This is a genomic window from Streptomyces sp. NPDC127595, from assembly GCF_042671685.1.
Taxonomy (GTDB): Bacteria; Actinomycetota; Actinomycetes; order Streptomycetales; family Streptomycetaceae; genus Streptomyces.
In genome coordinates this window covers 409,000-433,182 of the sequence record NZ_JBHXWK010000003.1, presented here as the reverse complement: position 1 = coordinate 433,182, position 24,183 = coordinate 409,000, and the positions used below count along the sequence as shown (strand labels likewise).

Genomic DNA, 24,183 nt, shown 5'->3' with positions numbered 1-24,183 from the left:
CAACCACCTCGCCGCCATGAGCGGTCCGAGTGATCATCTCCGTACGAAGGCGTACGAATGGGGGCGCGCTGCTCGTCGCGCCGCGCGCCGGTGGCTCACGCCGTGGCGCGCATCCCTCGTCAAGGTGAGTTGAGACCTCTTCGAGACATGGCCGGGTTGGCAGGCCCATGCGCGCCGACAAGTCACGTCCTGCCATCGGATCGTTCAACTGACTTTCTTTCTAAGGCAGTTGGCCCATTTGGACCATGCAGAAACGTGCCTGTCAACGAGTGCATATGCGTCCGCACTACCCCACCGCATGAGCCCTACTATCGGCTCGCCATGACAGCAGCAGGGAAGCACCAGGTGAGCCGGGCGGAGACAACCCGCCGCGGCGGTCGGCCGGGACGGGCGGGCATCAGAGATGTGGCCGCAGCCGCCGGAGTGTCCATCACGACCGTCTCCGACGCCCTCAACGGCAAGGGCCGGCTCCCGGACGCCACCCGACGCCATGTCCGCGAGGTCGCCGACCGATTGGGCTACCGCCCGTCGGCCGCGGCCCGAACCCTCCGTACCGGCAAGTCGGGCCTCATCGGCCTGACCGTGACGACGTACGGGGATGAACCTTTCACCTTCACCGAGTTCGCGTACTTCGCGGAGATGGCCAGAGCCGCCACGTCGGCCGCGCTGGCCCGGGGCTACGCCCTGGTCATCCTCCCCGCGACCTCGCGCCACGACGTGTGGTCCAACGTCGCCCTGGACGGAACCGTGGTCATCGATCCGTCCGACCACGACCCGGTCGTCAGCGAACTGGTCCGCCAGGGCTTACCGGTCGTCTCCGACGGCCGCCCGGCGGGCTCGCTGCCGGTCACCGCCTGGGTGGACAACGACCACGAGGCAGCCGTCCTCGGCATCCTCGACCACCTGGCCGACGCCGGCGCCCGCCGGATCGGCCTCCTCACCGGCACCACCACCGACACCTACACCCACCTCTCCACCACCGCTTACCTGCGCTGGTGCGAGCGTGTGGGCCAGGATCCGGTCTACGAGGCCTACCCGGCGCACGATCCGTGCGCGGGAGCCGTCGCCGCCGACCGGCTCCTCGCGCGCCCCGACCGACCGGACGCCGTCTACGGGCTCTTCGACCCGAACGGCACCGACCTGCTGGCCGCCGCCCGGCGCTACGGCCTGCGCGTACCGGACGACCTGCTCCTCGTCTGCTGCAGCGAATCCACCGTCTACGCCAACACCGAGCCGCCCGTCACGACGCTCTCACTCAAACCACGCCGGATCGGCACAGCGGTCGTCCAGCTCCTCATCGACGCCATCGAGGGAGTCGAGTCGGACCAGCCCGTCGAGCAGGTGATACCGACCGAGCTGATCGTGCGGACCTCCTCGCAACGCCGTCCGCCACGTACGACGGTGAGTCCGCCCCGATCACCCGAGAAAGGCTGACTCCCGCTGAGGGCAGGGCGGGAAAGCCCCGCCCAATTCGGGCAAAAACCCCGGTGAACTGGGCTCCTGCTCCGATTCACCACCCCTGGGTCATCACATGGCGCGATCCGCATTCCTATGATGGGCCCACGACACCGCGGGCCGCTGCGACCAGGCAGTCCGATCCGGTGCAGATGCGGCGCGATGGTGGTGGAGGGGTCGATGACTCAGGGGGCCGGTCAGGGACCCGAGGTGGCGCGGACGGCGACGTTGCGCGACTTCCGGGTGCCCGCGTACGTCCACGAGACCGGTCCGTTCGCACAGGACACTCCACCCGACGAGGACGCGGGGCCCGGCGAGGAACCCGAGGGGTACACGCCGACCCGGCGCGATCTCCCCGTCATCAACCGCAGTGACACGGTTGAGGTCGCTGTTGACGCCGCCGCTTCGGAGGGCGCCGACGGACCGGGGCCGCTGTATGTCGTAGGCGATGTGCACGGCTACCTCGACCAGCTCGTCGCCGCGCTCCAGGAGCAGGGCCTCATCGACGCCGCCGGGAACTGGTCGGCGGGAACCGCCCGCCTGTGGTTCCTCGGCGACTTCACCGACCGCGGCCCGGACGGCATCGGCGTGATCGACCTCGTGATGCGGCTGTCCGCCGAGGCCGCCGCAGCCGGCGGCTACTGCAAGGCGCTCATGGGCAACCACGAGCTGCTCCTCCTCGGCGCCAGGCGCTTCGCGGACACCCCCGTCAACTCCGGCGCGGGCACCGCCACCTTCCAGGCCGCCTGGCTGCTCAACGGCGGCCAGAAGACCGACATGGACCGTCTCCAGGACCACCATCTGCAGTGGATGGCCCGACTCGACGCCATGGAGCAGGTCGACGGACACCTCCTGGTGCACTCCGACACCACCGCCTATCTCGACTACGGCGACTCGATCGAGGCGGTCAACGACACCATCCGCGAAACCCTCACCCGCAACGACGCGGACGAGTGCTGGGACCTGTTCCGCAAGTTCACCAAGCGCTTCGCCTTCCGCGACGACGGCGGCGCCGAGGCCGTGCGCTCCCTGCTGGACATGTACGGCGGCTCGCGCATCGTCCATGGCCACAGCCCCATCCCGTACCTCCTGGGCGATGTGGGCTCGGAGGACGGCGAGGACAGTGCCGGCCCGCTGGTCGAAGGACCGCATCTCTACGCCGAAGGACTGGCCATCGCGATGGACGGTGGCGTGACCATGGCCGGAAAACTGCTGGTCCAGCAACTGCCACTGGACAGCTGAGGGTTCATCGGGCAGGTCTCGTCCTGCTAAAGACCGCGCTGGCCAGGGGGCAATTTCTGGAAACCCCCTGTCACGGCGTGCCATCACCGCTCTACCATCGGACTATCCGTAGCAGGCTCCCCTCCGTTTCTGCCCAACGGCTCGTCAGCGTGCGAGCCATCAGCCCTACGGAGCATCGGGGGATGCAGATGAACAGCGTTCCGCAGCACCTGCTGAGCGAGGACCGCCAGGACTACGAGCGGATCCTCGATGAGGCGCTGCGCTCCGCACCACACCGCCCGGAACTCGCCGCTGTCGGCCAGCGGCTCAATCCGGAACAACTGCGCACCATGGCGCTCAACGCCACAGCGCTCATCACGGTGGCGGCGGCAACCGAGTACCAGCACTACGTGAAGGTCCGTGAGGAACTGCGTCAGCCGGCGCCGACCACCCCACCCGTCCGCAAGGAAGCCGGTTCCGCCGAACCGGGTTCGAGCGCGATGGGGCTCGCCGCCACCGTGGGGGAGGTCACCGAGACAGCCGGAGCGGGCGCCGTCGCCATCGTCGCGGTACTCGCCCCCGTCCTCGCCGGGACGGCCGCGGCGATATTCCTGCTCGTGGGGTACATCCTGAAAATGATCGACCCCGAGCCGGCGTTCGCCAAGACCCTCCTGACCACCGGGTGGGTCTTCGGCGCGGTCACGGCGGCCGCGATTCTGGTCGCCGCGGTCGGCCTCCTGCTCACCGCACTGCGCAACGGCTCGTCCTCGCTCCTGGCAGGAGCACGCGGCGAGCTCGACGAAGAGGTCGCCCGGGCCAGGGAAGCCTGGCGCGAGGCCCTTCTGGAGCGCGGCATCATGCCGTTCCTCCGGGAGGCTCTCGCGGACCCGGGCTCGGCAGCATTCGGCCGTCCGTCGCCGACACCGACGAGCCGCATGCCGCAACTGGGCTACAACCGGCCGGGGTTCAGCAGCCCCGACGGCGGCCCGGCAGCGGGCCCGCGCCCGAGCTACTCAAGCCCGGACTTCTCCAGCCCGGACTTCGGGGGGCCCGAACACCAGCCGGAGTAGGACCCGGCCGGCCGACCGTCGGGGAGTATCCCGTGCCGGGGAACCGGGCCCGCGCCACATAGGCACGGGCCCCGTCTCCGGTCGGCTGCGTACGTTTCTCACGCGCGCGTTAGTCCGCATCCGTTCGCCTGAGTACGCCCCACGCGGCGGCCTCGGCCTCAGGCGAGGCCCAGCTGCCGTACCGCGGTCACCCGGGCCGGGCAGCTGGGGCAACAGGCGACCGCGCAGTGCGCCGGGCCGGTCCCCACAGCTCCGGCGCACTGCCCGCGTTCCCGTCAGTCGGCCAAGGGCAGATACACCCGGTTGCCGCTCGCCGCGAACTCCTTCGACTTCTGCAGCATTCCCTCGGCGACCTCCTCGGCGGAGGCCCCCGCAGCCGCCGTACCGCCGAACTGCTCCGTGATGCTGTGGCTGATCTTCATGGAGCAGAACTTCGGCCCGCACATGGAGCAGAAGTGGGCCGTCTTGGCGGGCTCGGCCGGGAGTGTCTCGTCGTGGAACTCCCGTGCCGTGTCCGGGTCGAGGGCCAGATTGAACTGGTCCTCCCAGCGGAACTCGAAGCGGGCGTCGGACAGCGCGTCGTCCCATACCTGCGCACCTGGGTGCCCCTTGGCGAGGTCGGCTGCGTGGGCGGCGATCTTGTAGGTGATGACGCCCGTCTTGACGTCGTCACGGTTGGGCAGGCCCAAGTGCTCCTTGGGCGTGACATAGCAGAGCATGGCCGTGCCCCACCAGGCGATCATCGCGGCACCGATGCCGGAGGTGATGTGGTCGTACGCCGGCGCGACGTCCGTCGTCAGCGGACCGAGCGTATAGAACGGAGCTTCATCACAGATCTCCTGCTGAAGGTCGATGTTCTCCTTGATCTTGTGCATCGGGACATGTCCCGGGCCTTCGATCATGGTCTGAACATTGAAACGCTTCGCGATCGTGTTGAGTTCCCCGAGCGTCCTCAACTCCGCGAACTGCGCCGCGTCGTTGGCGTCCGCGATCGACCCCGGCCGCAGCCCGTCACCGAGTGAGTACGTGACGTCGTACGCCGCGAGGATCTCGCACAGCTCCTCGAAGTTCTCGTAGAGGAAACTCTCCTGGTGGTGGGCCAGGCACCACGCCGCCATGATCGAGCCGCCGCGCGAGACGATGCCGGTCTTGCGGTTCGCGGTGAGCGGTACGTAGGGCAGGCGCACGCCCGCGTGGACCGTCATGTAGTCCACGCCCTGCTCGGCCTGCTCGATGACCGTGTCCTTGTAGATCTCCCAGGTCAGCTCCTCGGCGCGGCCGTCCACCTTCTCCAACGCCTGGTAGAGCGGCACGGTGCCGATCGGTACGGGGGAGTTGCGCAGGACCCACTCGCGGGTGGTGTGGATGTTGCGGCCGGTGGACAGGTCCATGACCGTATCCGCGCCCCACTTCGTGGCCCAGGTCATTTTGTCCACCTCCTCCTCGATGGAGGAGGTCACCGCGGAGTTGCCGATGTTCGCGTTGACCTTCACCAGGAACCGCTTGCCGATGATCATCGGCTCGATCTCCGGGTGGTTGATGTTCACCGGCAGCACCGCGCGGCCCGCGGCGATCTCCTCGCGTACGACCTCGGCGGCGACGTTCTCGCGCACCGCCACGAACTCCATCTCGGGCGTGATCTCGCCGCGCCGGGCGTACGCGAGCTGCGTGACGGCCTGTCCGGAGCGGCCCCGGCGCGGCTGGCGCGGCCGCCCCGGGAAGACCGCGTCGAGGTTACGGAGGCCCCCGCGCGGTGAGGTGTGCTTGATCCCGTCGTCCTCGGGACGGACCGGGCGGCCCGCGTACTCCTCGGTGTCACCGCGGGCGATGATCCAGTGCTCGCGCAGCGGTGCCAGACCCCTGCGTACATCGGTGTCGACGGTCGGATCGGTGTACGGACCGGAGGTGTCGTACAGCGTGACGGACTGGCCGTTGGTGAGGTGTACCTGACGGACCGGCACCCGCAGATCGGGGCGCGAACCCTCGACGTACGCCTTGTGCCAGCCGATGGACTGCCCAGCTCCGTCGTTCTGGGACGGGGATGGGGCCCCGTCCGTCTGGCTGGAGACAGGCGTGCCTACTACGTCCTTGTTGGTCATGAGACCTACTCCCTACGCCGGCATTACCCGGTAACAGGTTCGGCGGTCGACGCAGCGGATTCCGTCTGCCGATGTTTCATGTGAAACATCGCTAAGACGAAGGTCAGCGCCCTCTCAGCCCGGTGCTCCGAGCTCCCGCGTGTGCAAAGGTGCCTCCACGCTAGCGTCACATCGGGCGCGCTGAACAGTGGGCCCCTTCCGTTCTTGCGATGATCGGTCGGTGACCACGATGCAGCAGCCCCCTATTCCGCCGTCCGAGTCACCGCACGGACATGGCCCCGGCGACGGCCACGGGCACGGCCCGGGCGGCGGCAGAGGCCCCGGCGACGGCCATGGGCCGGGCGGTGGGCAGGGGCCCGGTGGCGTCCATGGGCCAGGCGGTGGGCAGGGGTCCGGTGGCGGCCAAGGGTCCGGTGGCGGCCAAGGACTGGGCGGCGGCCATGGGCCCGGTGGTGGACAGGGGCCCGGTGGTGGACAGGGGCCGGGCGACAGCCACGGCCATTCGCACAGTCACAGCCATGGCCCCGCCGCCCCCGTCTCCAAGCATCTGCGCAAGGTCATCGGCGCGGTACTGATCCCCTTCGCCGCCGCGGTCGTCGTGGGGCTCGTGGTGCTCTGGCCGGGCGGCGCCCCGGGGCACGAGCGCACCGGCGTCGGTTTCGACCGGCAGACCCAGCAGGCGACGGTCACCAAGATCGACCAGGTGGACTGCGATTCCGTGAACGCCTCGGGGGAGACCCCGACCGGCGACACCTCCACCGCCGAGGGCTCCTCGGCACAGCAGCAGGCGACGGGCGACTGCAAGAAGGCGACGATCCGGGTCGACACCGGCAGCGACAAGGGCCGTACGTTCACCGAGATCGTCCAGCCTGATCAGTCACGCCAGTTGCACCAGGGCGAGAAGGTCGTCGTCGCGTACGAACCCTCCGCGCCGAAGGACCTGCAGTACTCGGTCAGCGATGTGAACCGCAGGATCCCGATGGCGGTGCTCGCCGGGATCTTCGCGCTGATCGTCGTGGGGGTCGGCCGGCTGCGCGGTGTCATGGCGCTGGTCGCACTGGCCGTCAGCTTCATGATCCTGACGTTCTTCATCCTGCCCGCCATCCTGCAAGGCTCGAACCCGCTGGTCGTGGCGGTCGTCGGGGCCAGCGCCATCATGCTGATCGCCCTCTACATGTGCCATGGCCTCTCGGCGCGGACCTCGGTGGCGGTGATCGGCACCCTGCTCTCGCTGCTGCTGATCGGTTTGCTGGGCTCCGTGTTCATCGACTGGGCCGCGCTGACCGGCAACACGGACGACAACACCGGCCTGATCCACGGCCTGTATCCGTCCATCGACATGAGCGGTCTGCTGCTCGCCGGCGTCATCATCGGTTCGCTCGGTGTGCTCGACGACGTGACGGTGACGCAGACCTCCGCGGTCTGGGAGCTGCACGAGGCGAATCCGGCGATGGGCTGGCGGGGGCTGTACCGCGCGGGCATCCGCATCGGCCGCGACCACATCGCCTCGGTCGTCAACACGCTCGTCCTGGCTTACGCGGGTGCGGCGCTGCCCCTCCTGCTGCTCTTCTCGATCGCGCAGAGCAGCATCGGCTCAGTCGCCAACAGCGAACTGGTCGCCGAGGAGATCGTGCGCACCCTGGTCGGATCGATCGGCCTGGTCGCCTCCGTGCCCGTCACCACCGCACTGGCCGCCCTGGTCGTCTCGGCCGACCGCACGGGGACTCCGGCCGGCCGGCCCGGGGCCGGGGCCCCCGACGCACCTGTGGAGCCCGTGGGGGCCGCCAGGACGCCGGTGCGCGGCGGGAAGGGCCGCCGCCGCAAGCACTGAAGTCACGTGGCGCCCAGGGCACTTGAAGCGTGCCGTGCGGCCCCCTCCCTGTGCGCGGGGCCAGTTGAGAGGAAGCGTTACTCCACTTGGGGGGTGAGGCGGCGTTCAGCCCGCGCTCTGTTCCTCCGCCAGGATGCGGTCCAGCGCCTCGTCGAGGTGGGCGTCGAAGTCGGCCAGGGAACGCTCCTGCCCGAGCGGCACCAGCTTGTCCGTACGGTCGAGGAACGCCACGAGCGGCGCCGCGCCCGACCTGAACAGCGCGTGATCGCCGCCGACCTGAAGCCGGATCAGCACCTCACCGAACGCGTCCGGGTCGGCGGGTGCGATGTGCACATCACCGTCGCCACACGGGCGGCCCACGCCGTCCACCAGCAACTCCCGTCCGAACGCCCAGGTCACAGGCGCGTCGCCGGGCAAGTGAAAGGTCAGCCGCACGGCGTACGGATCACAGGTCTCGTATCGCAGCTCCACCGGAATGCGGAAGGAGAGCTCCTCCGACACGAGGAAGCTCATCATGACCTCTGCCTGTACCGACTCACGCATCGCCTACCCCGTCGTTTGCGGTCGACTGGCCAGGAATCGTCCCCCTGACACTGCTGAAATCTTGCTCAACGTACACGGCAGATCACAAGGAGTGAGTTTTCAGATACTGATAGAGATGGCGAGTGTCCCTGGCGCCCTGCCGATTTCCCCTTGCAACTGGCGTGCGGCAGGCAGGAGTCGGTCGGCCTGGTGCGACGGTACGGAGATGGCCACGGTCGACGCGGTGGCGCCGACGGTGATGGGGATCGCGGCGCAGACCGTGCCCAGCGCGTACTCCTGTCGTTCGATCACGGGCTCCATCCGCCCGATGCGTTCCAGGCGCCGCAGCAGGCTGTCACTGTCACGCACCGTGTAAGGAGTGATCGACTGCACCGGATAGCGGTCGAGATGATCCCTGCGGGCCTTCTCGTCCAGTTGCGACAGCAGACACTGACCGATCGCGTGGGCGTGCCCGGTCTCCCGGAAGCCGGCCCACTCCTCGACCGCGGGGTTGCCCGGAGTGTCGGCGACGGACAGGACCTCGATCTCGCCGTCGCGGTATGTCGCGTAGTACACGGGTACGCCGATCGAATCGCGCCAGTGCGCGAGCATGTCGCTCATCGTGCTGCGACGTTTCTGCTGGGCTCCGCTGCTGCTCAACCGCTCGGCGGCCTCACCGAGGAAGAACAGCCCCTTCTCGCGGCGCAGATAGCCCTCGTGGGCCAGAGTGCGCAGCAGGTGGTACGCCGTCGGCAGCGCGAGCCCTGCCTCCCGGGCGAGCTGTTTCGCGGGGGCCCCGTGCTCGCGCGCCGCAACGGCCTCCAGGAGGCGCATCGCCCGCTGTACGGAGCCGATGAGGGTCGTGGGGTGCGGCTCCAGCGACGCGGCGTCGGCCGGGGGCGTGCGGGCACCGACGAGCAGGGCGTGGGCAGCCACGGGCGGGGTGCGCGCAGCCGCGGGCTGCGTGTCGATCTCGGCGGTTGACGTCCCTCCGTCGGCCTCGGCGGTTGACGTCCCTCCGTCGTGCTCAGAGGTTGGCGTCTGCCCCTCGTGCTCAGGGGTTGGCGTCCGGACGACCTGCGCCGCCGCGGGCGAGGTCTGCGCCCGTGTCTCGGCGGGCGACGTGCGTGGCTGGGTCGGCGGGACACGAGACCCCGCGGACACTCCGGACCGCTGGACAGGTGGAGCGTGTGAGGTTGCGGGTGCGGTGTCAGCCGTGGCCAAGGGGCACTCCCTGAGCGCGAGGGGGACCGCCCGTGCGGGGGAACACGGGAGGGAGGTGTGCGCTGCTCGCGAGGGTCAACCCTGCGTCGAGCTTCCGGACTTTAACTGCCCGTCGCCGCTCGCAGACCGCCCCGCCGGGAAACTTCCCCCTGCCGAGGGAACCTCGGCTTCCCTTTACCGGCCCACCCGTTACCGATCGCTCACCCGCTCGCGCCTCCCCGTCACCTCACCAGTCGCCCCGCGAGGACGAACTCGTCGTGAACTTCCGCACGACGTAGATCAGTCCGCCGACCAGCGCGACGAAGATCAGTGCCTTGAAGAGCAGGCCGATGACGAAGCCGACGACGGTCGCTATCAGGCCACCGAACACCACGAGGGCGATGACCGGCACCGCGACCCACTTCACCCACCACGGCATACCGTTGAAGATCTCTCGCATCGCCCTTGTCCTTGCCTCTGTCCGCCCGTCGCCCCAAATCCGGGACACTGATTGCGGGTTCTCCGATGTTTCACACGTCTCGCATGTCTTGCATTCGATGCTAGATCCGCGAGGGACCGGACGGGGGCCTCGCACCCCTTGTTCCCCCCTGACCGTTCCCCTAGGGAATCCCGAGAAGGCAGTCAGCTCTCGGGCGGAGAGAACACCACCAGAACCCGTAGGTCCTCGGTGATGTGATGGAACTTGTGGGCGACCCCCGCGGGTACGTAGACGACGCTGCCTCGCGCCACCTGCGTGGTCTCCAGACCGACCGTGATCGAGGCCCGCCCGCTCACGATGAAGTACACCTCGTCCTGCTGGTGGGGCCGCTGCGGGTCCTGGTCCCCCGCGTCGAGCGCGTACAGACCGACCGACATGTTCCGCTCACGCAGAAACTGCAGATAGGCACCGTCGTTGGCGGCGCGTTCCGCCTCCAGTTCATCCAGCCGGAATGCCTTCATCGCCCTCGTCCGCTCTCGTACGCGGTCTGCTCTGTCCACAGCCGCGCTCGCCAGTCGATCTCTTCTGCCACGATCAGACACATGAAGAATTTCGTAGTCAAGACGATCGCCAACGCGGCGGCCCTGGCCGTCGCCGTCTGGGTGCTGGACAAGATCACCCTGACCGGTGACAGCACCGGCAAGAAGATCTGGACACTTCTCCTCGTTGCACTGGTGTTCGGCCTGGTGAACTTCCTGGTCAAGCCGGTCGTGAAGGTGCTGACCTTCCCGCTCTTCATCCTCACGCTCGGCCTGATCACCCTGGTGGTCAACGCCCTGATGCTGCTGCTCACCTCATGGCTGTCCGACAAGCTGGACCTGAGTTTCCACGTCGAGGGCTTCTGGACCGCTGTCCTGGGCGGCCTGATCATCTCGGTCGTGTCCTGGGCACTCAACGTCGTCCTGCCCGATGGCAAGGACTGAGCACGTCCGATGACCTTCTCCGTCTGTTTCGTCTGCACCGGCAACATCTGCCGCTCCCCGATGGCCGAGTCCGTCTTCCGCGCCCGCATAGAAGAGGCCGGACTCGAAGGCCTGGTCGAGGTCGACAGCGCGGGCACGGACGGCTGGCACGAGGGCGACGGCGCCGACCCACGCACCGTCGCCGTACTGGAGGCGCACGGTTACAGGAGCGACCACGTGGCCCGGCAGTTCCGGTCCGCGTGGTTCGCCCGCCTCGACCTCGTCATCGCCCTCGACTCCGGCCACCTCAGGGCCCTGCGCCAGCTCGCACCCACACCTCAGGACGCGGAGAAGATCCGGCTGCTGCGCTCCTACGACCCCGCCGCGGACGCCGATCCCGACGTCCCCGATCCGTATTACGGACATATAGAAGGCTTCGAGGAGTGTCTTGAGATGGTGGAGTCGGCGAGCCACGGGCTGCTGGCCGCCGTACAGGAGCAAGTGGAGGGACGAGCCGCATGACCACTGGGGATTTCGTCACGGGGAGCGGTGACGGCACACGCGCGGTACGGGCCGGACTGCCCGAACCCGTCAAGTACGAGCCGACCCTCCCGGGCCCGGTCTTCGCCGCGCACTTCCACCTGCCGGGAGAGCCCACCGGCCCGTACACCTACGGCCGCGACGAGAACCCGACCTGGACCCTCCTGGAGCGTGCAATCGGGGAGCTGGAGGCCCCCGGCCAGGACGACGTCGAGACGCTCGCCTTCCCCTCAGGCATGGCCGCCATCTCGGCGGTGCTCTTCTCCCAGCTACGAGCCGGCGACACCGTGGTCCTGCCGGACGACGGCTACCAGGTGCTGCCTCTGGTGCGCGAACAACTGACGGCGTTCGGCATCGAGGTACGCACGGCCCCGACCGGCGGCGACGCCCAGCTCGACGTGCTCGACGGCGCGAAGCTGCTGTGGATCGAGACCCCGTCGAACCCGGGGCTCGACGTGTGCGACATACGGCGGCTCGTCGGGGCGGCCCACGCACAGGGCACCCTCGTTGCCGTCGACAACACGCTGGCGACCCCGCTCGGGCAGCGCCCGCTGGAGCTGGGCGCCGACTTCTCCGTGGCCAGCGGCACCAAGATGCTCACCGGGCACGGGGACATCCTCCTGGGATACGTCACCGGGCGCGACGCCGCTCTGATGGCTCCCGTACGGCGCTGGCGGAAGGTCGTCGGCGCGATCCTCGGGCCCATGGAGGCATGGCTGGCACACCGCTCGCTCGCCACATTGCACCTGCGTGCCGACCGGCAGACGGCCAACGCCCTGACGATCGCTGAGGCACTGCGGAATCGGAGCGAGGTGACCGGGCTGCGCTATCCGGGGCTGTCCGACGACCCCTCGTACAAGATCGCCTCGCAGCAGATGCGGCGCTTCGGGTGCGTGGTGTCCTTCACGCTGCCCACGCGTGCGCGTGCCGATCGTTTTCTCGACGCGCTGCGACTGGTGGACGACGCGACGAGCTTCGGCGGGGTGCGGTCCACGGCCGAGCGGCGCGGGCGGTGGGGCGGGGACGCGGTGCCGGAGGGCTTCATCCGTTTCTCCGCCGGCGCGGAGGATCCGGAGGACTTGGTGGCGGACGTGCTGCGGGCGCTGGACGAGTCCGGGGACTGAGTCCCCGAGTCCCCGCCGAGCCCCGTCTTCACTGAAGCCCGTCTTCACGGTCTCGGGTCTTCGCCGATTCGAGGACCCAGCTCTTCCCGCGCGACCAGCGACGCCGAGCGATCGGTGAGTGGGCGGCCACGCCTGTCCGAGCTGCGGGCTGTGGTGTCCCGCCAGGCACAACGGACGGTCCGAGCCTCCCCCCTCGTGGCTCGGACCGTCCCGGTTCCACGCGCGAAGAACCGCGCGAACAAGGCTAGTTGACTCTGTGTCAGTGTCCAATCACAGTAGCGACAGCAACCTATCGACTTATTTATAGTTGGGGGCTCGACCGGGAGTGGTGGGAGGGGAGGGGCACCGTGGATCTGGCGCTGCTGCGCACGTTTGTGACCGTCCACCGTGCCGGTTCCTTCACCCGAGCTGCCGCACTGCTCGGCCTGTCGCAGCCTGCCGTCACCTCACAGATCCGCGCACTGGAGCGCCAGTTGGGGAGGCCCCTCTTCCTGCGCCAGGCTCGCGGAGTGACCCCCACGACCATCGGCGACGAGCTCGCCCACAAGGCCGCACCGCATCTCGACGCCCTGGTGGAGATCGCCGAGACCGGACTCGAGGACGACTCCTCCCAGCGCACTCTGCACCTCGCCGGGCCACCGGAGTTCACCGCCGAACGGGCCCTGCCCGCGCTGACGGAGCTGACCGGCGACGACGGCCACGGTTTCGCACTGCGGGCTTCCTTCGGAAACGCCGAGGAAGCGCTGGAGGGGCTGGCTGCCGGACACCATGATCTGGCCATCACCACAGCCCAGCCGCGCGGCTCATTGCTCACCGCGACTCCACTCTGCGACGAGGAGCACGTCCTGGTCGCCGCCCCGCGCTGGGCCGCCCGCATCGGTCCGGGCAAGCTGCGCCGCAAGGGTGCCCACGTTCTGGAGAAGTTCCCCGTCGTCGAGGTGCACGAGTCCCTTCCGCTGGTCGCCCGCTACTGGGCCTCCGTCTTCGACTGCCACCCGGTGGCCTCCGGCACCGTCGTCGTGCCCGATCTCCGCGCGGTGCTCGCCTGCGCCGCCGCGGGCGCCGGCCTCGCCGTGCTGCCGCGGTATCTGTGCGCCGCCGCCCTGGAACGCGGCGATGTCGTGGCGCTCCTAGACCCGGCGGTGCCGCCGCTGCGTACGTACTTTCTGGTGGTCCGCACCGGCACTCTCGCCATGCCTCATATCGCACGGGCACACGAGTGGCTGCTGCGTGCCGCGGCAGACTGGTCGTGAAGTCCCCTCCTGGGCCTCCGCGCCTCGCCCTCTGCCCCTCCCCCTTCTGAGCCTTCTCCTGAAGCTCTGGCGGCTTTGCGATGTTTCACGTGGAACCAACCGGGCCACATTCCTCCCATGACCGTCCGACCCGTGGTCAAGCGCACCGCCCGCGCCATCCTGCTGGATGGCGACGACCTGATTCTCATCAAGCGCACCAAGCCAGGCGTCGATCCCTACTGGCTCACGCCGGGTGGCGGGGTCGAACCGGAGGACGCGACTGTCGTCGACGCGCTCCATCGTGAAGTTCACGAGGAACTCGGCGCCAAGGTCGTCGATGTGGTGCCCTGCTTCGTCGACACCGTCGAGCACATCGGCGACGACGGCGGCGCGACCGGTGTGAAGGTGCAGCACTTCTTCGTCTGCCGTCTGGAGTCCATGGATCCGGCGCTGCGGCACGGCCCCGAGATGGATGAGCCGTGCGGCGAGTACGAGACGGTGCGGGTTCCGTTCACCCGGGTCGGTATCGCCTCCGTCCACCTCGTGCCGCTGTCCCTGCGGCACTATCTGGACGGGAACATCGAGGGCGTACGAGCGATGCACGCGCCCGATCTGGGCTGAACTCCACCGACCCACGACGAGGCGGTCATCTGTCGATGCGGGCCCGAGGTCAGTCCCCGGTCAGGACGAGCTCTTCCACCGCGTCGTGGCGTATCCGGTCCGACGGGATACCGATGTCCCTGAGGGCGTCCACTCCGCTGCGGATCATCCCGGGCGGACCCGACAGGTAGGCGTCGTACTCGTTCCACGGCCCGTACTCGCGTATGACATCGGGCAGTTGGAGATGGGCCTGCTGGTCGACCACCGGACGCACCTCAAGCCACGGGTGGCTCTGCTGGAGCCGCAGCATCGTGTCGATGTCGTACAGATCGTGATCGGTACGGGCTCCGTAGAAGACCTCGACCGGGCGCCGCTCCCCGTGCTTGGCGACATCCTCGACCAGCGCCTTGATGGGCGCTATACCGGTGCCGCCGCCCAGGCAGAGCAGTCCGCTTTCGGTGGTGTGATCGACGGTCATCGAACCCGCCGGCGGGCCGAGCCGTATGGTGTCGCCGGGCCGGGCACGGTGTACCAGCGCGTTGGACACCCAACCTGCCGGAATCGCCTTGACATGGAACGAGAGCAGCCCGTCCGAGCGGGGCGCCGAGGCGAACGAGTAGTGGCGCCAGATCCGCGGCCACCACGGCGTCTCCAGGCTCGTGTACTGCCCGGCGAGGAAGGGGTACGGCTGGTCCGGGCGGACCGTGATGACGGCGATGTCCGGAGTCCTGAGGTCGTGCGAGACCACTTCGGCGTACCACCAGGCCGGGGCTCGCAGTTCGTCCCGGGCCGCAGCGTCGATCATGACCTGGGAGATCGTCGTGTACGTGCGGACCCAGGCCGCCTCGGTCTCTGGATCCCAGACCGCCGAGGCGAACCGGCTGAGCGATCCGATCAGACACTCCCCGACGGCCGGGTAGTGCTCGGGCCTGGTGCCGTACTTACGGTGTCCGCGGCCGAGGTTCTGCAGGTACGCGACGAGGACCTCGGTGTTGTCGATGTGCTCTGCCGCGGTCAGCAGCGCCTTGAGCAGCCGGTCCCGCTGAGCGTCCATCGCGGCAGGGAACAACGACCGCAGTTCGGGGTGCCGCACGAAGAGAAGTGCGTAGAAGTAGGAGGTGACCTTGTCGGCGATGGAGCCGACCTCGGCCATCGTCCGACGGACCAGTACGGCGTCCGGAGACGGCTCGGGAGTGGAGACGGAACTCCGGGCGTGCACGTGCGGCTCCGGCGCGTGAGCGGGCTGCTCCGGGATCGGTTGGGGGCGCGGAGAGCCGTGGCTGGACTGCGGAGAGCTGGGTCCGGGCCGCGGAGGGCCGTAGTCGGACTGCGGAGAGGCCTGCCCGGTCTGCACAGAGCCGGATTCAGGCCGTGGCGAGCCATGCTCGGGCGGTGCGGGGTCTGACTGCGGCCCTACGGATTCACGTGCCCGGTCTGACGGCAGTCGTACGGCTTCACGTACAGGGTCTGACGGCGGTCGTACGGCTTCAGGAGGGGGCACCTGCTCGCGCGGCGCCGCCGGGACAGGCGCGGCCTCGCTGCTCCGGGTGTGATCGGTCTCGGCGTGCTCGACGGCCCGTATTCGCTCCTGCGGGGGTGAACCCTCGCCCGCTCGGGGAGTGCGTCCGGTGCGATCCGGATCCGTCGGGCTGCTCCCGGTCGGCCGGCCCACCGGTCGCAACGCGGCCAGACGGCTCCCCTCCGGCTCCTGTTCCCCGCCGGCGGACGGCGCCGGATCCTTGCGTGGTGTGAACCAGCCACCCCCGCTGTTGCCGCCGGAAGTGCCGTTGTCGGCCGACGTGGTGGTCGGAGCGTCCATGGGTGTGCCTCGCCTCGAACATCTTTCGGTCGGTCTACGCACCTCCGCGATCGGAAGATGCCTACTTTCCCCCGCAGACGGCTTGCTTTCGTTCCCGGTTCAGTCCCCTTCGGTCAATGCGGCCACATTGAACCCGGATTACCGCTCCGTACGGACAAGTAAGGAGAGAATGTGACATTGACCGCAGTAATCGCAGCTTCCCATCCCGAGCCAACGTCCGGCCCCATAACGCAGAATGCGGGTCTTCGATCTCTCCATCCCGTTAGGCTGCATTGGCATGCGTTCGCGCCTCCACGCGGCTTGCGCACAGCTCGACGGACGCGAACCGGACTCGACCATACCGGCCGCCTCCTCAGGCACAAGTCCCGCCTTCGTTGAGCACGAACGGACGGGACCCACGCATCCATCGCCTCAATTGCCGGGTTCGACGGATAAATTCATGGACACCCCACAGGTTCAGACCTACATAGAGGTGGATGACTAGGCCCGTCGGATCGCGATCGCATTGAGCGCTACGGATACCGCTACGGCGCCGAGCAGTCCGTCCGTAAGACAACGTCGGCCACGCAATCGACCCGGTTCACCTCGAATTCTTCACAGAGCCGGTTCGCGATCTGCACTCTGCTTGCAGCACTGGGAATCTCCGCAGGGTCAATTGACTCGACCGAGCGCATGGCTGGGAACCACGAGCTGTTTCACGTGAAACATCTGTCCACGAGCTGTGTGGTGCCGTATAGCCTGGCCAAAAGCGTGTACGTCTACCCGCAAACAGGTGGACGTCGCGGGTGCGGGTCGGACAGCCTGACCTGCGTGCCAACACCTTCCCTCGCCGCTCTGCCCATTCGTCGCCTGACGCTTCGCGATCTCACCGCCTGCGCCAACTTGTCCGAGGACCGGGGCTGGCCCCGCGAGGAACACAAGTGGGGCCATCTCCTCACCGCCGGGACGGGATACGGCATCGACGCGCCCGACGGCGGACTTCTCACAGCCTGTGTCCTGACCGAGTACGGCCCGCGCGAACGCCCTGATCTGAGCGCAATCGGCATGGTGCTCGTCGCCGAGCGGTACGCCCGCCAGGGAGTCGGTCGGCGTCTGATGCGACATGTCGTCGAGGAGATGGGCACCACCCCGCTGACGCTCCACGCCACCCCCTTCGGCCGTCCCCTCTACGAGGAGATGGGCTTCAAGGTCACCGGCCGGGCCGAGATGGTCCTCGGCCACTTCACCACCGACGGGCCGCGTCCCAAGGTCTTCACGCGCCCGGCCACGGCCGGCGACCTCACCACGATCCTCCGGCTCGACGAGGAGGTCTTCGGCTGCGACCGCACCCACGTGATTACGCGGCTGCCCGCCTTCTCCGACCAACTGCGCGTCGCCGAGGAGCACGGCCGGATCACCGGATACGCGGCCGCCTGGCCCAACATGGACAACCACGTGGTGGGTCCGCTCATCGCCCACGACACACAGACAGCGAAGGCACTCATCACCTCGCTGGCCGACCACACCGACGGCCCACTGCGCACCGACATCGATGTACGACACGAAGATCTGTTGTCCTGGGTGAAGGAGCGCGGCCTCGTGTCCATCGGTTTCAACGCGGTGATGACGTACGGGATCTCGGAGCTGCCCGGAGACTGGACACGACGTTTCGCTCCCCTGACGGTGGCGGCCGGCTAGAAGGCGACGGCGGCCCGGCAGCCGACACCAAGGAAGCGCCGGTCCCCCAGGCTTGGGAGACCGGCGTGTCTGCACTGAATCAATGTCAGGCGAGTGCCTCTACGGCGGCTACGGCGAAGCCGTGGTCCTGGTCCGGTGCACCGCCACCGACGCCGATCGCGCCGATCAGCCGGCCGTCACGGTGGACCGGCACACCGCCCGCGATGAACAGCAACGGGCGGTCAAGCGCGGTGGGCAGGGTGTGGAAGAGGCCACCGGGCTGAACCGCCTCGACAAGGTCCGCGGTGGCGGAGTCCAACTGCAGTGCCGTGTAGGCCTTGCGGGTGCTGGTCTCACCGGAGATCAGCACGGCCTGGTCATCGCGGCGGAAGGCCAGCAGGTGACCGCCGGCGTCGAGGACGGTGACGCTGACCCGGGCTCCGGAGACTTCGGCGGCACGGCGGGCCGCGCTGACGAGAACCTCGGCGTCCTCGGTGGTCAGCGGGGAAACGGCGATGGTGGTGCTCATGGGGCTTCTCCTTGTAGGTGGTACTTGGTCACAGGTGGCGCTGAGTCGCGAGGGTGCGGAGACGGCCCTGGCCCCGCACCGAGTACGACTCGGGTCATCAGTGGACGGCAGTTCGCTGTTCAGCGGGCGCACCACCGGCGACGACAGCGCTGCGGGCGACGGCTCGCCGCTCCAGGGCGGCTGACAGAATGGCAAGTACGAGCGCACTCGCGGCAAGGACGGCGCCGACCCAGTTGGGCGCGGTGTAGCCCAGGCCGGCAGCGATGACGATGCCGCCGAGCCAGGCCGACAGGGCGTTGCCGAGGTTGAAGGCGCCGATGTTGACAGCCGAGGCCAACGTGGGAGCGCCGTGCGCCTGGTCGAGGACGCGCTTCTGCAGCGGCGGCACGGTGGCGAACCCGAGGGCGCCGATCAGCGCGATCGTGACGGCCGCGAGGAACTTGTTGTGCGCGGTGACCGTGAACAGGGCGAGCACGGTGGCGAGGCCGCCCAAGGACACGTACAGCATCGGCATCAGCGCACGGTCGGCGAACTTGCCGCCCATCAGGTTCCCGCCGACCATGCCGAGGCCGAAGAGGACCAGCAGCCAGGTGACAGACCCATCTGCGAAGCCAGTGACGTGCGTCATCATCGGCGCGATGTAGGTGATGGCCGCGAAGACACCGCCGAACCCGAGCACAGTCATCGCCATGGCCAGGAGAACCTGGACGTTCTTGAAAGCGGCCAGCTCGTGTCGGAGGCGTACGCCTTCAGGCTTCGGAAGCTCGGGGACCAGCTTGGCTATGCCCAGCAGACCGACCACGCCGAGTGCGGCGACGCCCGCGAAGGTGACGCGCCAGCCGGCGGACTGCCCGATCATCGTGCCCAGCGGGACGCCGACCACATTGGCGACGGTCAGACCGCTGAACATCATGGCGATCGCACCGGCCTTCTTCTCTGGGGCGACCAGTTCGGCGGCGACCACTGAGCCGATGCCGAAGAAGGCACCGTGGGCGAGGGAAGCGACCACGCGGCCCGCCAGCATCAGCCCGTAAGCCGGGGCGACGGCGGAGAGCAGGTTGCCGAGCACGAACAGACCCATCAGCAGCATCAGCATCTGCTTGCGGGACACCTTCGTGCCGAGCGCGGTCATGATCGGGGCGCCGATGACCACACCGAGGGCGTAGCCGGTCACCAGCAGTCCAGCGGTGGGGATGGAGACACCGAAGTCATCGGCGACCTCGGGCAGCACACCCATGATCACGAATTCGGTGGTTCCGATTCCGAAGGCCCCGATCGCGAGGGCCAGAAGCGCGAGAGGCATGGTGGGGTACACCTTCCCAGACGATTGCAGGAGCGCTTTGCGTGCGTTCACAATAGTTGCAGACGCGGGCTACACGCAAGTGCGGGCTATTGCGGACGTGCTTTATCCTGGATCCAGTCGCTCCGGGACGGAGAAATCGCCATGACAGCCACGGACCCCGCACTCACCGCCCTCTCACAGGGCTGGTGTGCTCTCTCCCTGCTTCACGGGAGGATCGAGGCCCACATCGAGCGCGCCCTTCAGGCCAAGCACGGCCTGAGTGTGCGGGAGTACTCCCTGCTCGACGTGCTCAGCCGCCAGCACGACGGTGATGGCGGTCATCTGCAGATGAAGCAGGTCGCGGACGCGGTCGTCCTCAGCCAGAGCGCCACCACCCGGCTCGTCACCCGACTCGAGGACCGCGGGCTGCTCTCGCGCTATCTGTGCCCGACCGATCGCCGCGGCATCTACACGAACGTCAGCGAGGCAGGCCTCACGCTCCTCGAAGAGGCACGGCCCACCAATGACGCCGCCCTGCGCGAGGCACTGGACGAAGCAGCCGGAAACCCGGAGCTGGCCCCACTGGTCAGGGTCGTGGAATCGGCGCAGGTTCCCGCTTAGGCGATGCGCAGGGGTGAGCCCACTCTCGTAAGGTCCGGCCATGGGAGATCTTGAAATACGTGCCGCCGTTCCGGACGACATGCCTGCCATCGTCGCGATGCTCGCGGACGACCCGCTGGGCGCCCAGCGGGAATCGCCGGAGGATCTCACCCCGTACCTGGCCGCGCTGAAACGCCTCAGTGGCGATGCGAACCAGCACCTCGTCGTCGCCATGCGCGAGAACCGTGTCGTCGGCACCCTCCAGCTCACGGTGATTCCCGGGCTGTCCCGCAAGGGAGCGACCCGCTCGATCATCGAAGGCGTACGTGTCCACGCCGACGAGCGCGGCAGCGGCCTGGGCACCCGGTTCATCGAGTGGGCGATCGAGGAATCCCGGCGCCAGGGCTGCCAGTTGGTCCAACTGACCTCCGACGTCACCCGTACCGATGCTCACCGGTTCTATGAGCGGCTCGGTTTCACGGCCTCCCACGTGGGCTTCAAACTGCAGCTCTGAGAGACAGCCGCGCATACGGCGGGAGGCGGTTGTTTCACGTGAAACAGGCGCCTCCCGTCGTTGCGGCCCCTACTGGACCCCTCGCCAGCCCTCAGGATCCACCCCACCCGGCACAGGAGCCTTCTCGTCGTACGGCTGACGCGTGAAAGTGAAGGACCCGAGGTCCAGGTGACTCACAGACCCGTCAGGGCGCCGCAGGGCCCGGAGAAGCTCTCCGGCGTAGTAGCCGTCGAGTCCCGTCCAGGTGCCGTCGCCGTTCGCCCGAAAGCGCGCACCTCGACCCGTGCCGGACAACGGCTCCAGCGAAACACCGCCGTCGGCCACCAGCCGCAGCCCGAAGGCGTAAGTCCCCCAGTACCACTGCCCCGCCAACTCCAGGACCGCTCCGTCAACTTCAGGCAGCGGACGCCAAGGCTCAGGGATCCGGGGCTCCGCCTCCGCCACGATCCGGACAAGATCTGCAGCGACCGTCAGCGCAGGGAGTCCGGAGGTGCAGTTGGACAGCACGACCGCCGCCAGGTCGTCCTCCACACTCACCACCAGGCCGGCGAGGAAGCCCGGCAGAGAACCGGAATGGCCGACGAGGGTCCGGCCGTCACGGTGCACGATCTGCATGCCCAGGCCGTAAGCGGAACCCACGGCCAGGTCCGCCGTCTCGGGCGGCGCGGCGGGCGTGCGCATCTCCCGCACGGATTCCGAGCTCAGCACCCGGTCGTCGCCCTGGGTAAGGAAGATCGCAAAGCGCGCCAAATCCCCAGTGGTGGACCAGAGTTGTCCGGCCGGCGCCATGCGCCCGAGGTCCTCGGCAGGTTCCGGCATCATCACGTCCGCCCAGGGGTGGACGGCCCACCCGCCCGCGTGCGGCGCCTGAGGCTGTCCGCTGGTACGGCGCAGTCCAAGCGGTTCGAGCACCTCGCGCCGCAGCACCTCTTCCCAGGGGGCACCCCGCAGTTCCTCGATCAACGCTCCCAGCAGCGTGTAGCCGGGGTTCGAATAGTGGAACCGGCGCCCCACCGAATGCCGGAAAGGCTGCTCGCCCAGTACATCGGCCAGCTCGGGTCGCAGCGAGCCAGGCGTGCGCTCCCACCAGGGAGCGGGTGACTCGGCAGCCAACCCCGCCGTGTGAGCGAGCAGTTCGGCAATGGTGACCTCTCCCGCGCCGGTACCCGGCAGATGCTTCTCCAGGGGGTCACCGAGATCCACCACCCCTTCGTCACGCAGCCTCAGTACCAGTACGGCGGTGAAGGTCTTGGTGATGGAGCCGATCCGGTACTGCACGTTCTCGTCCGGCCCGTGCCCGTCCACCGAGGTGCGCGCGCCGGTCCAGACCGTCTCCCCACCCCGGACCACTGAAGCGACCAGTGACGGCGTCCGTCCTTCGGCCTGCGCGACGGCGATACGGTGCAACAGAGCCCGGCGCGTGGCAGGTAGCAGCTCTTCCTGAAGTGTCGTCATGCCCCCAGTCCATCTGCCCCGGCATCACACGTCGAGCACATTTCTCCGACGCACTGAGACACAGCGAGGTACCGGAGCCGCATCCTGTCACTCCGACGCGGTGCCGGAGCCGACTGCGGCCAGCCCGACCAGGTGTCGGATCAGGTCTGCGCCATGTCCACGAAGCGTGAGTAGTGGCCCTGGAAGGCCACCGTGATCGTGGCAGTCGGACCGTTACGGTGCTTGCCCACGATGATGTCCGCCTCGCCCGCGCGCGGCGACTCCTTCTCGTAAGCGTCCTCGCGGTGCAGCAGGATCACCATGTCCGCGTCCTGCTCGATCGATCCGGACTCACGCAGGTCGGAGACCATGGGCTTCTTGTCCGTGCGCTGCTCAGGGCCACGGTTGAGCTGGGACAGCGCGATCACCGGCAGCTCAAGCTCCTTGGCCAGCAGCTTCAGGTTTCGCGACATGTCGGAGACCTCCTGCTGTCGGCTCTCGGACCTCTTGCCGCCCGACTGCATCAGTTGCAGATAGTCGATGACCACGAGCTTCAGGTCGGCGCGCTGCTTGAGGCGGCGGCACTTGGCGCGGATCTCCATCATGGACAGGTTCGGGGAGTCGTCGATGTAGAGCGGGGCCGCAGAGACATCGGGCATACGGCGCGCGAGCCGTGTCCAGTCCTCGTCGGTCATCGTGCCGGATCTCATGTGGTGCAGTGCCACACGGGCCTCGGCGGACAGCAGACGCATCGCGATCTCGTTGCGGCCCATTTCGAGGGAGAAGATCACGCTGGGCATGTTGTGCTTGATCGAGCAGGTGCGCGCGAAGTCCAGGGCAAGCGTCGACTTACCCATGGCGGGACGAGCGGCGATGATGATCATCTGGCCAGGGTGGAGACCGTTGGTGAGAGAGTCGAGGTCGGTGAAGCCCGTCGGCACACCGGTCATCTCCCCCGACCGGGATCCGATCGCCTCGATCTCGTCGAGCGCGCCCTCCATGATGTCGCCGAGCGGCAGATAGTCCTCAGTGGTGCGCTGCTCGGTGACCGCGTAGATCTCGGCCTGCGCGCTGTTGACGATCTCATCCACATCGCCGTCGGCCGCATACCCCATCTGCGTGATGCGCGTCCCCGCCTCGACCAGACGGCGCAGGACCGCACGCTCGTGCACGATCTCCGCGTAGTACTCCGCGTTCGCCGCCGTCGGGACCGTCTGCACCAGGGTGTGCAGATACGGTGGGCCGCCGACCTTGGTGATCTCACCGCGCTTGGTGAGCTCCGCCGCGACCGTGATGGGGTCAGCGGGCTCGCCCTTGGCATACAGGTCGAGGATCGCCTGGAAGATCGTTTCGTGTGCCGGACGGTAGAAGTCGTGGCCCTTGAGAACCTCCACGACATCGGCGATAGCGTCCTTGGAGAGAAGCATGCCGCCGAGAACCGACTGCTCGGCATCCAGGTCCTGCGGCGGCACACGCTCGAAGGCCGAACCTCCGCCCTCCCACGAGCCGGTGTCCCGGTCGCGGTCGTGCTGATCGTCGCGGCTCCTGCCGCCGTCCTGGCGCCGGCGGGAGGATGGCAGACGATCACTGGGACCGCTGTCGGCCCAGGGGTCGTCCAAAGGCTCGGAAATACTCACCGAGCCACCTCCTCCCGTCCGCGTAGCGGACCTAGCCGTGCCCCTTATTTCTACGGCACGGCACTGACAACTAAGAGGCCCAACTCCGGTTCTGACGCGTCCTTTTTGTGAGGTTTTCGAGGACGAAGGAGAGAGTGGGCGCCGCACCACGTTAGGCCCGCGGGCACCGTCAGCCAATCTGGTTATCCACAGGCCATGTGGACGACGGCCCGGATGCTGTGGAGAACCCCACCAAACCTGTGCACGACCCGGTGGACAGGCCTGTGAACAAGCACTCAAGATCTCCTGACAACCTACCCTGACCTGCCCTTTTCCCGTCCACCGGCTGTGCAGAAGAAAAACTTTCCCAGTCGGACCAAGATCGTTGCAAACGGCCCGCGACGGCGCGTCCCACTGGAGAGCAAGTAAGGGTTC

The 24,183-nt window shown here is 68.1% G+C and carries 22 protein-coding genes and 1 riboswitch; of the genes, 12 read left to right on the top strand and 10 right to left on the bottom strand.

What is annotated here, in order from left to right; genetic code table 11:
• The first annotated feature begins 321 nt into the window (after positions 1 to 321).
• The 3 genes from ACFVKT_RS12965 to ACFVKT_RS12955 all read left to right on the top strand — a co-directional run bounded on the left by ACFVKT_RS12965 (position 322) and on the right by ACFVKT_RS12955 (position 3,746).
• On the top strand, positions 322 to 1,434 hold the full coding sequence (locus tag ACFVKT_RS12965; protein ID WP_385730640.1) for a LacI family DNA-binding transcriptional regulator: 1,113 nt from the start codon (positions 322 to 324) through the stop codon (positions 1,432 to 1,434).
• Positions 1,435 to 1,620: 186 nt separating this feature from the next.
• Positions 1,621 to 2,697 (top strand): metallophosphoesterase, encoded by a 1,077-nt coding sequence (locus ACFVKT_RS12960; RefSeq protein ID WP_385731080.1) that lies wholly within the window; start codon positions 1,621 to 1,623, stop codon positions 2,695 to 2,697.
• A gap of 182 nt (positions 2,698 to 2,879) precedes the next feature.
• On the top strand, positions 2,880 to 3,746 hold the full coding sequence (locus ACFVKT_RS12955) for a hypothetical protein (protein ID WP_385730638.1): 867 nt from the start codon (positions 2,880 to 2,882) through the stop codon (positions 3,744 to 3,746).
• Positions 3,747 to 4,021: 275 nt separating this feature from the next.
• On the opposite strand, the gene thiC is transcribed toward ACFVKT_RS12955, so the two are convergent.
• Positions 4,022 to 5,845 (bottom strand): phosphomethylpyrimidine synthase ThiC, encoded by a 1,824-nt coding sequence (thiC, locus tag ACFVKT_RS12950; RefSeq protein WP_385730637.1) that lies wholly within the window; start codon positions 5,843 to 5,845, stop codon positions 4,022 to 4,024.
• A riboswitch (TPP riboswitch) is annotated at positions 5,838 to 5,994 on the bottom strand. It overlaps the preceding gene by 8 nt.
• 71 nt (positions 5,995 to 6,065) lie before the next feature.
• On the opposite strand from thiC, the gene ACFVKT_RS12945 reads away from it, so the two are divergent.
• The gene (locus ACFVKT_RS12945; RefSeq protein ID WP_385730635.1) at positions 6,066 to 7,676 is read left to right on the top strand and encodes a YibE/F family protein; all 1,611 of its coding nucleotides are present in this window, start codon (positions 6,066 to 6,068) and stop codon (positions 7,674 to 7,676) included.
• 105 nt (positions 7,677 to 7,781) lie between these two features.
• Here the strand turns inward: ACFVKT_RS12945 and ACFVKT_RS12940 are convergent, their stop codons facing one another.
• The 4 genes from ACFVKT_RS12940 to ACFVKT_RS12925 all read right to left on the bottom strand — a co-directional run bounded on the left by ACFVKT_RS12940 (position 7,782) and on the right by ACFVKT_RS12925 (position 10,361).
• Entirely contained in the window at positions 7,782 to 8,219 is a 438-nt protein-coding gene (locus tag ACFVKT_RS12940; protein ID WP_385730633.1) for an SsgA family sporulation/cell division regulator, read from the bottom strand.
• A 99-nt stretch (positions 8,220 to 8,318) separates the two neighbouring features.
• Entirely contained in the window at positions 8,319 to 9,032 is a 714-nt protein-coding gene (locus tag ACFVKT_RS12935; RefSeq protein ID WP_385731078.1) for an IclR family transcriptional regulator, read from the bottom strand.
• 616 nt (positions 9,033 to 9,648) lie between these two features.
• Positions 9,649 to 9,861 carry a DUF5326 family protein gene (locus ACFVKT_RS12930; protein ID WP_365440758.1) on the bottom strand — a complete coding sequence of 71 codons (213 nt, stop codon included), beginning with the start codon at positions 9,859 to 9,861 and terminating at the stop codon, positions 9,649 to 9,651.
• A gap of 182 nt (positions 9,862 to 10,043) precedes the next feature.
• Positions 10,044 to 10,361, bottom strand: a complete 318-nt coding sequence (locus ACFVKT_RS12925) for a cupin domain-containing protein (protein ID WP_266458532.1) — start codon at positions 10,359 to 10,361, stop codon at positions 10,044 to 10,046.
• Between the two features lie 81 nt (positions 10,362 to 10,442).
• Here ACFVKT_RS12925 and ACFVKT_RS12920 point away from each other — a divergent pair, with 81 nt between their 5' ends.
• From ACFVKT_RS12920 to ACFVKT_RS12900, 5 genes are all read left to right on the top strand, one after another.
• Entirely contained in the window at positions 10,443 to 10,823 is a 381-nt protein-coding gene (locus ACFVKT_RS12920; RefSeq protein ID WP_385730630.1) for a phage holin family protein, read from the top strand.
• A 9-nt stretch (positions 10,824 to 10,832) separates the two neighbouring features.
• Positions 10,833 to 11,324 carry a low molecular weight protein-tyrosine-phosphatase gene (locus ACFVKT_RS12915; RefSeq protein WP_385730628.1) on the top strand — a complete coding sequence of 164 codons (492 nt, stop codon included), beginning with the start codon at positions 10,833 to 10,835 and terminating at the stop codon, positions 11,322 to 11,324.
• Entirely contained in the window at positions 11,321 to 12,466 is a 1,146-nt protein-coding gene (locus ACFVKT_RS12910) for a cystathionine gamma-lyase (protein WP_385730626.1), read from the top strand. Before ACFVKT_RS12915 ends, ACFVKT_RS12910 begins: the two co-directional genes overlap by 4 nt.
• A 347-nt stretch (positions 12,467 to 12,813) precedes the next feature.
• A complete protein-coding gene (locus tag ACFVKT_RS12905) occupies positions 12,814 to 13,719 on the top strand; it encodes a LysR family transcriptional regulator (RefSeq protein ID WP_385730624.1) in 906 nt (301 codons plus the stop codon).
• Positions 13,720 to 13,836: 117 nt separating this feature from the next.
• Positions 13,837 to 14,319: an NUDIX domain-containing protein gene (locus ACFVKT_RS12900; RefSeq protein ID WP_385730622.1), complete on the top strand. Its 483-nt coding sequence runs from the start codon at positions 13,837 to 13,839 to the stop codon at positions 14,317 to 14,319.
• A gap of 49 nt (positions 14,320 to 14,368) precedes the next feature.
• On the opposite strand, the gene ACFVKT_RS12895 is transcribed toward ACFVKT_RS12900, so the two are convergent.
• Positions 14,369 to 15,970 carry a globin domain-containing protein gene (locus ACFVKT_RS12895; RefSeq protein ID WP_385731075.1) on the bottom strand — a complete coding sequence of 534 codons (1,602 nt, stop codon included), beginning with the start codon at positions 15,968 to 15,970 and terminating at the stop codon, positions 14,369 to 14,371.
• A 957-nt stretch (positions 15,971 to 16,927) separates the two neighbouring features.
• Here ACFVKT_RS12895 and ACFVKT_RS12890 point away from each other — a divergent pair.
• A complete protein-coding gene (locus tag ACFVKT_RS12890) occupies positions 16,928 to 17,794 on the top strand; it encodes a GNAT family N-acetyltransferase (protein ID WP_385730621.1) in 867 nt (288 codons plus the stop codon).
• An 85-nt stretch (positions 17,795 to 17,879) separates the two neighbouring features.
• Here the strand turns inward: ACFVKT_RS12890 and ACFVKT_RS12885 are convergent, their stop codons facing one another.
• Positions 17,880 to 18,302, bottom strand: a complete 423-nt coding sequence (locus ACFVKT_RS12885; RefSeq protein WP_385730619.1) for a heme-binding protein — start codon at positions 18,300 to 18,302, stop codon at positions 17,880 to 17,882.
• A gap of 97 nt (positions 18,303 to 18,399) precedes the next feature.
• A complete protein-coding gene (locus ACFVKT_RS12880; RefSeq protein WP_385730617.1) occupies positions 18,400 to 19,605 on the bottom strand; it encodes an MFS transporter in 1,206 nt (401 codons plus the stop codon).
• A gap of 141 nt (positions 19,606 to 19,746) precedes the next feature.
• Between ACFVKT_RS12880 and ACFVKT_RS12875 the strand changes: the two genes are divergently transcribed.
• Positions 19,747 to 20,205, top strand: coding sequence for a MarR family winged helix-turn-helix transcriptional regulator (locus ACFVKT_RS12875; RefSeq protein ID WP_385730615.1), 459 nt, complete (start codon positions 19,747 to 19,749; stop codon positions 20,203 to 20,205).
• A gap of 40 nt (positions 20,206 to 20,245) precedes the next feature.
• The gene (locus ACFVKT_RS12870; protein WP_385730614.1) at positions 20,246 to 20,698 is read left to right on the top strand and encodes a GNAT family N-acetyltransferase; all 453 of its coding nucleotides are present in this window, start codon (positions 20,246 to 20,248) and stop codon (positions 20,696 to 20,698) included.
• A 69-nt stretch (positions 20,699 to 20,767) separates the two neighbouring features.
• On the opposite strand, the gene ACFVKT_RS12865 is transcribed toward ACFVKT_RS12870, so the two are convergent.
• Complete coding sequence (locus ACFVKT_RS12865; protein ID WP_385730612.1) at positions 20,768 to 22,153, bottom strand: serine hydrolase domain-containing protein; 1,386 nt, start codon at positions 22,151 to 22,153, stop codon at positions 20,768 to 20,770.
• Positions 22,154 to 22,293: 140 nt separating this feature from the next.
• Complete coding sequence (dnaB, locus tag ACFVKT_RS12860) at positions 22,294 to 23,769, bottom strand: replicative DNA helicase (RefSeq protein WP_385730610.1); 1,476 nt, start codon at positions 23,767 to 23,769, stop codon at positions 22,294 to 22,296.
• Positions 23,770 to 24,183: the final 414 nt, after the last annotated feature.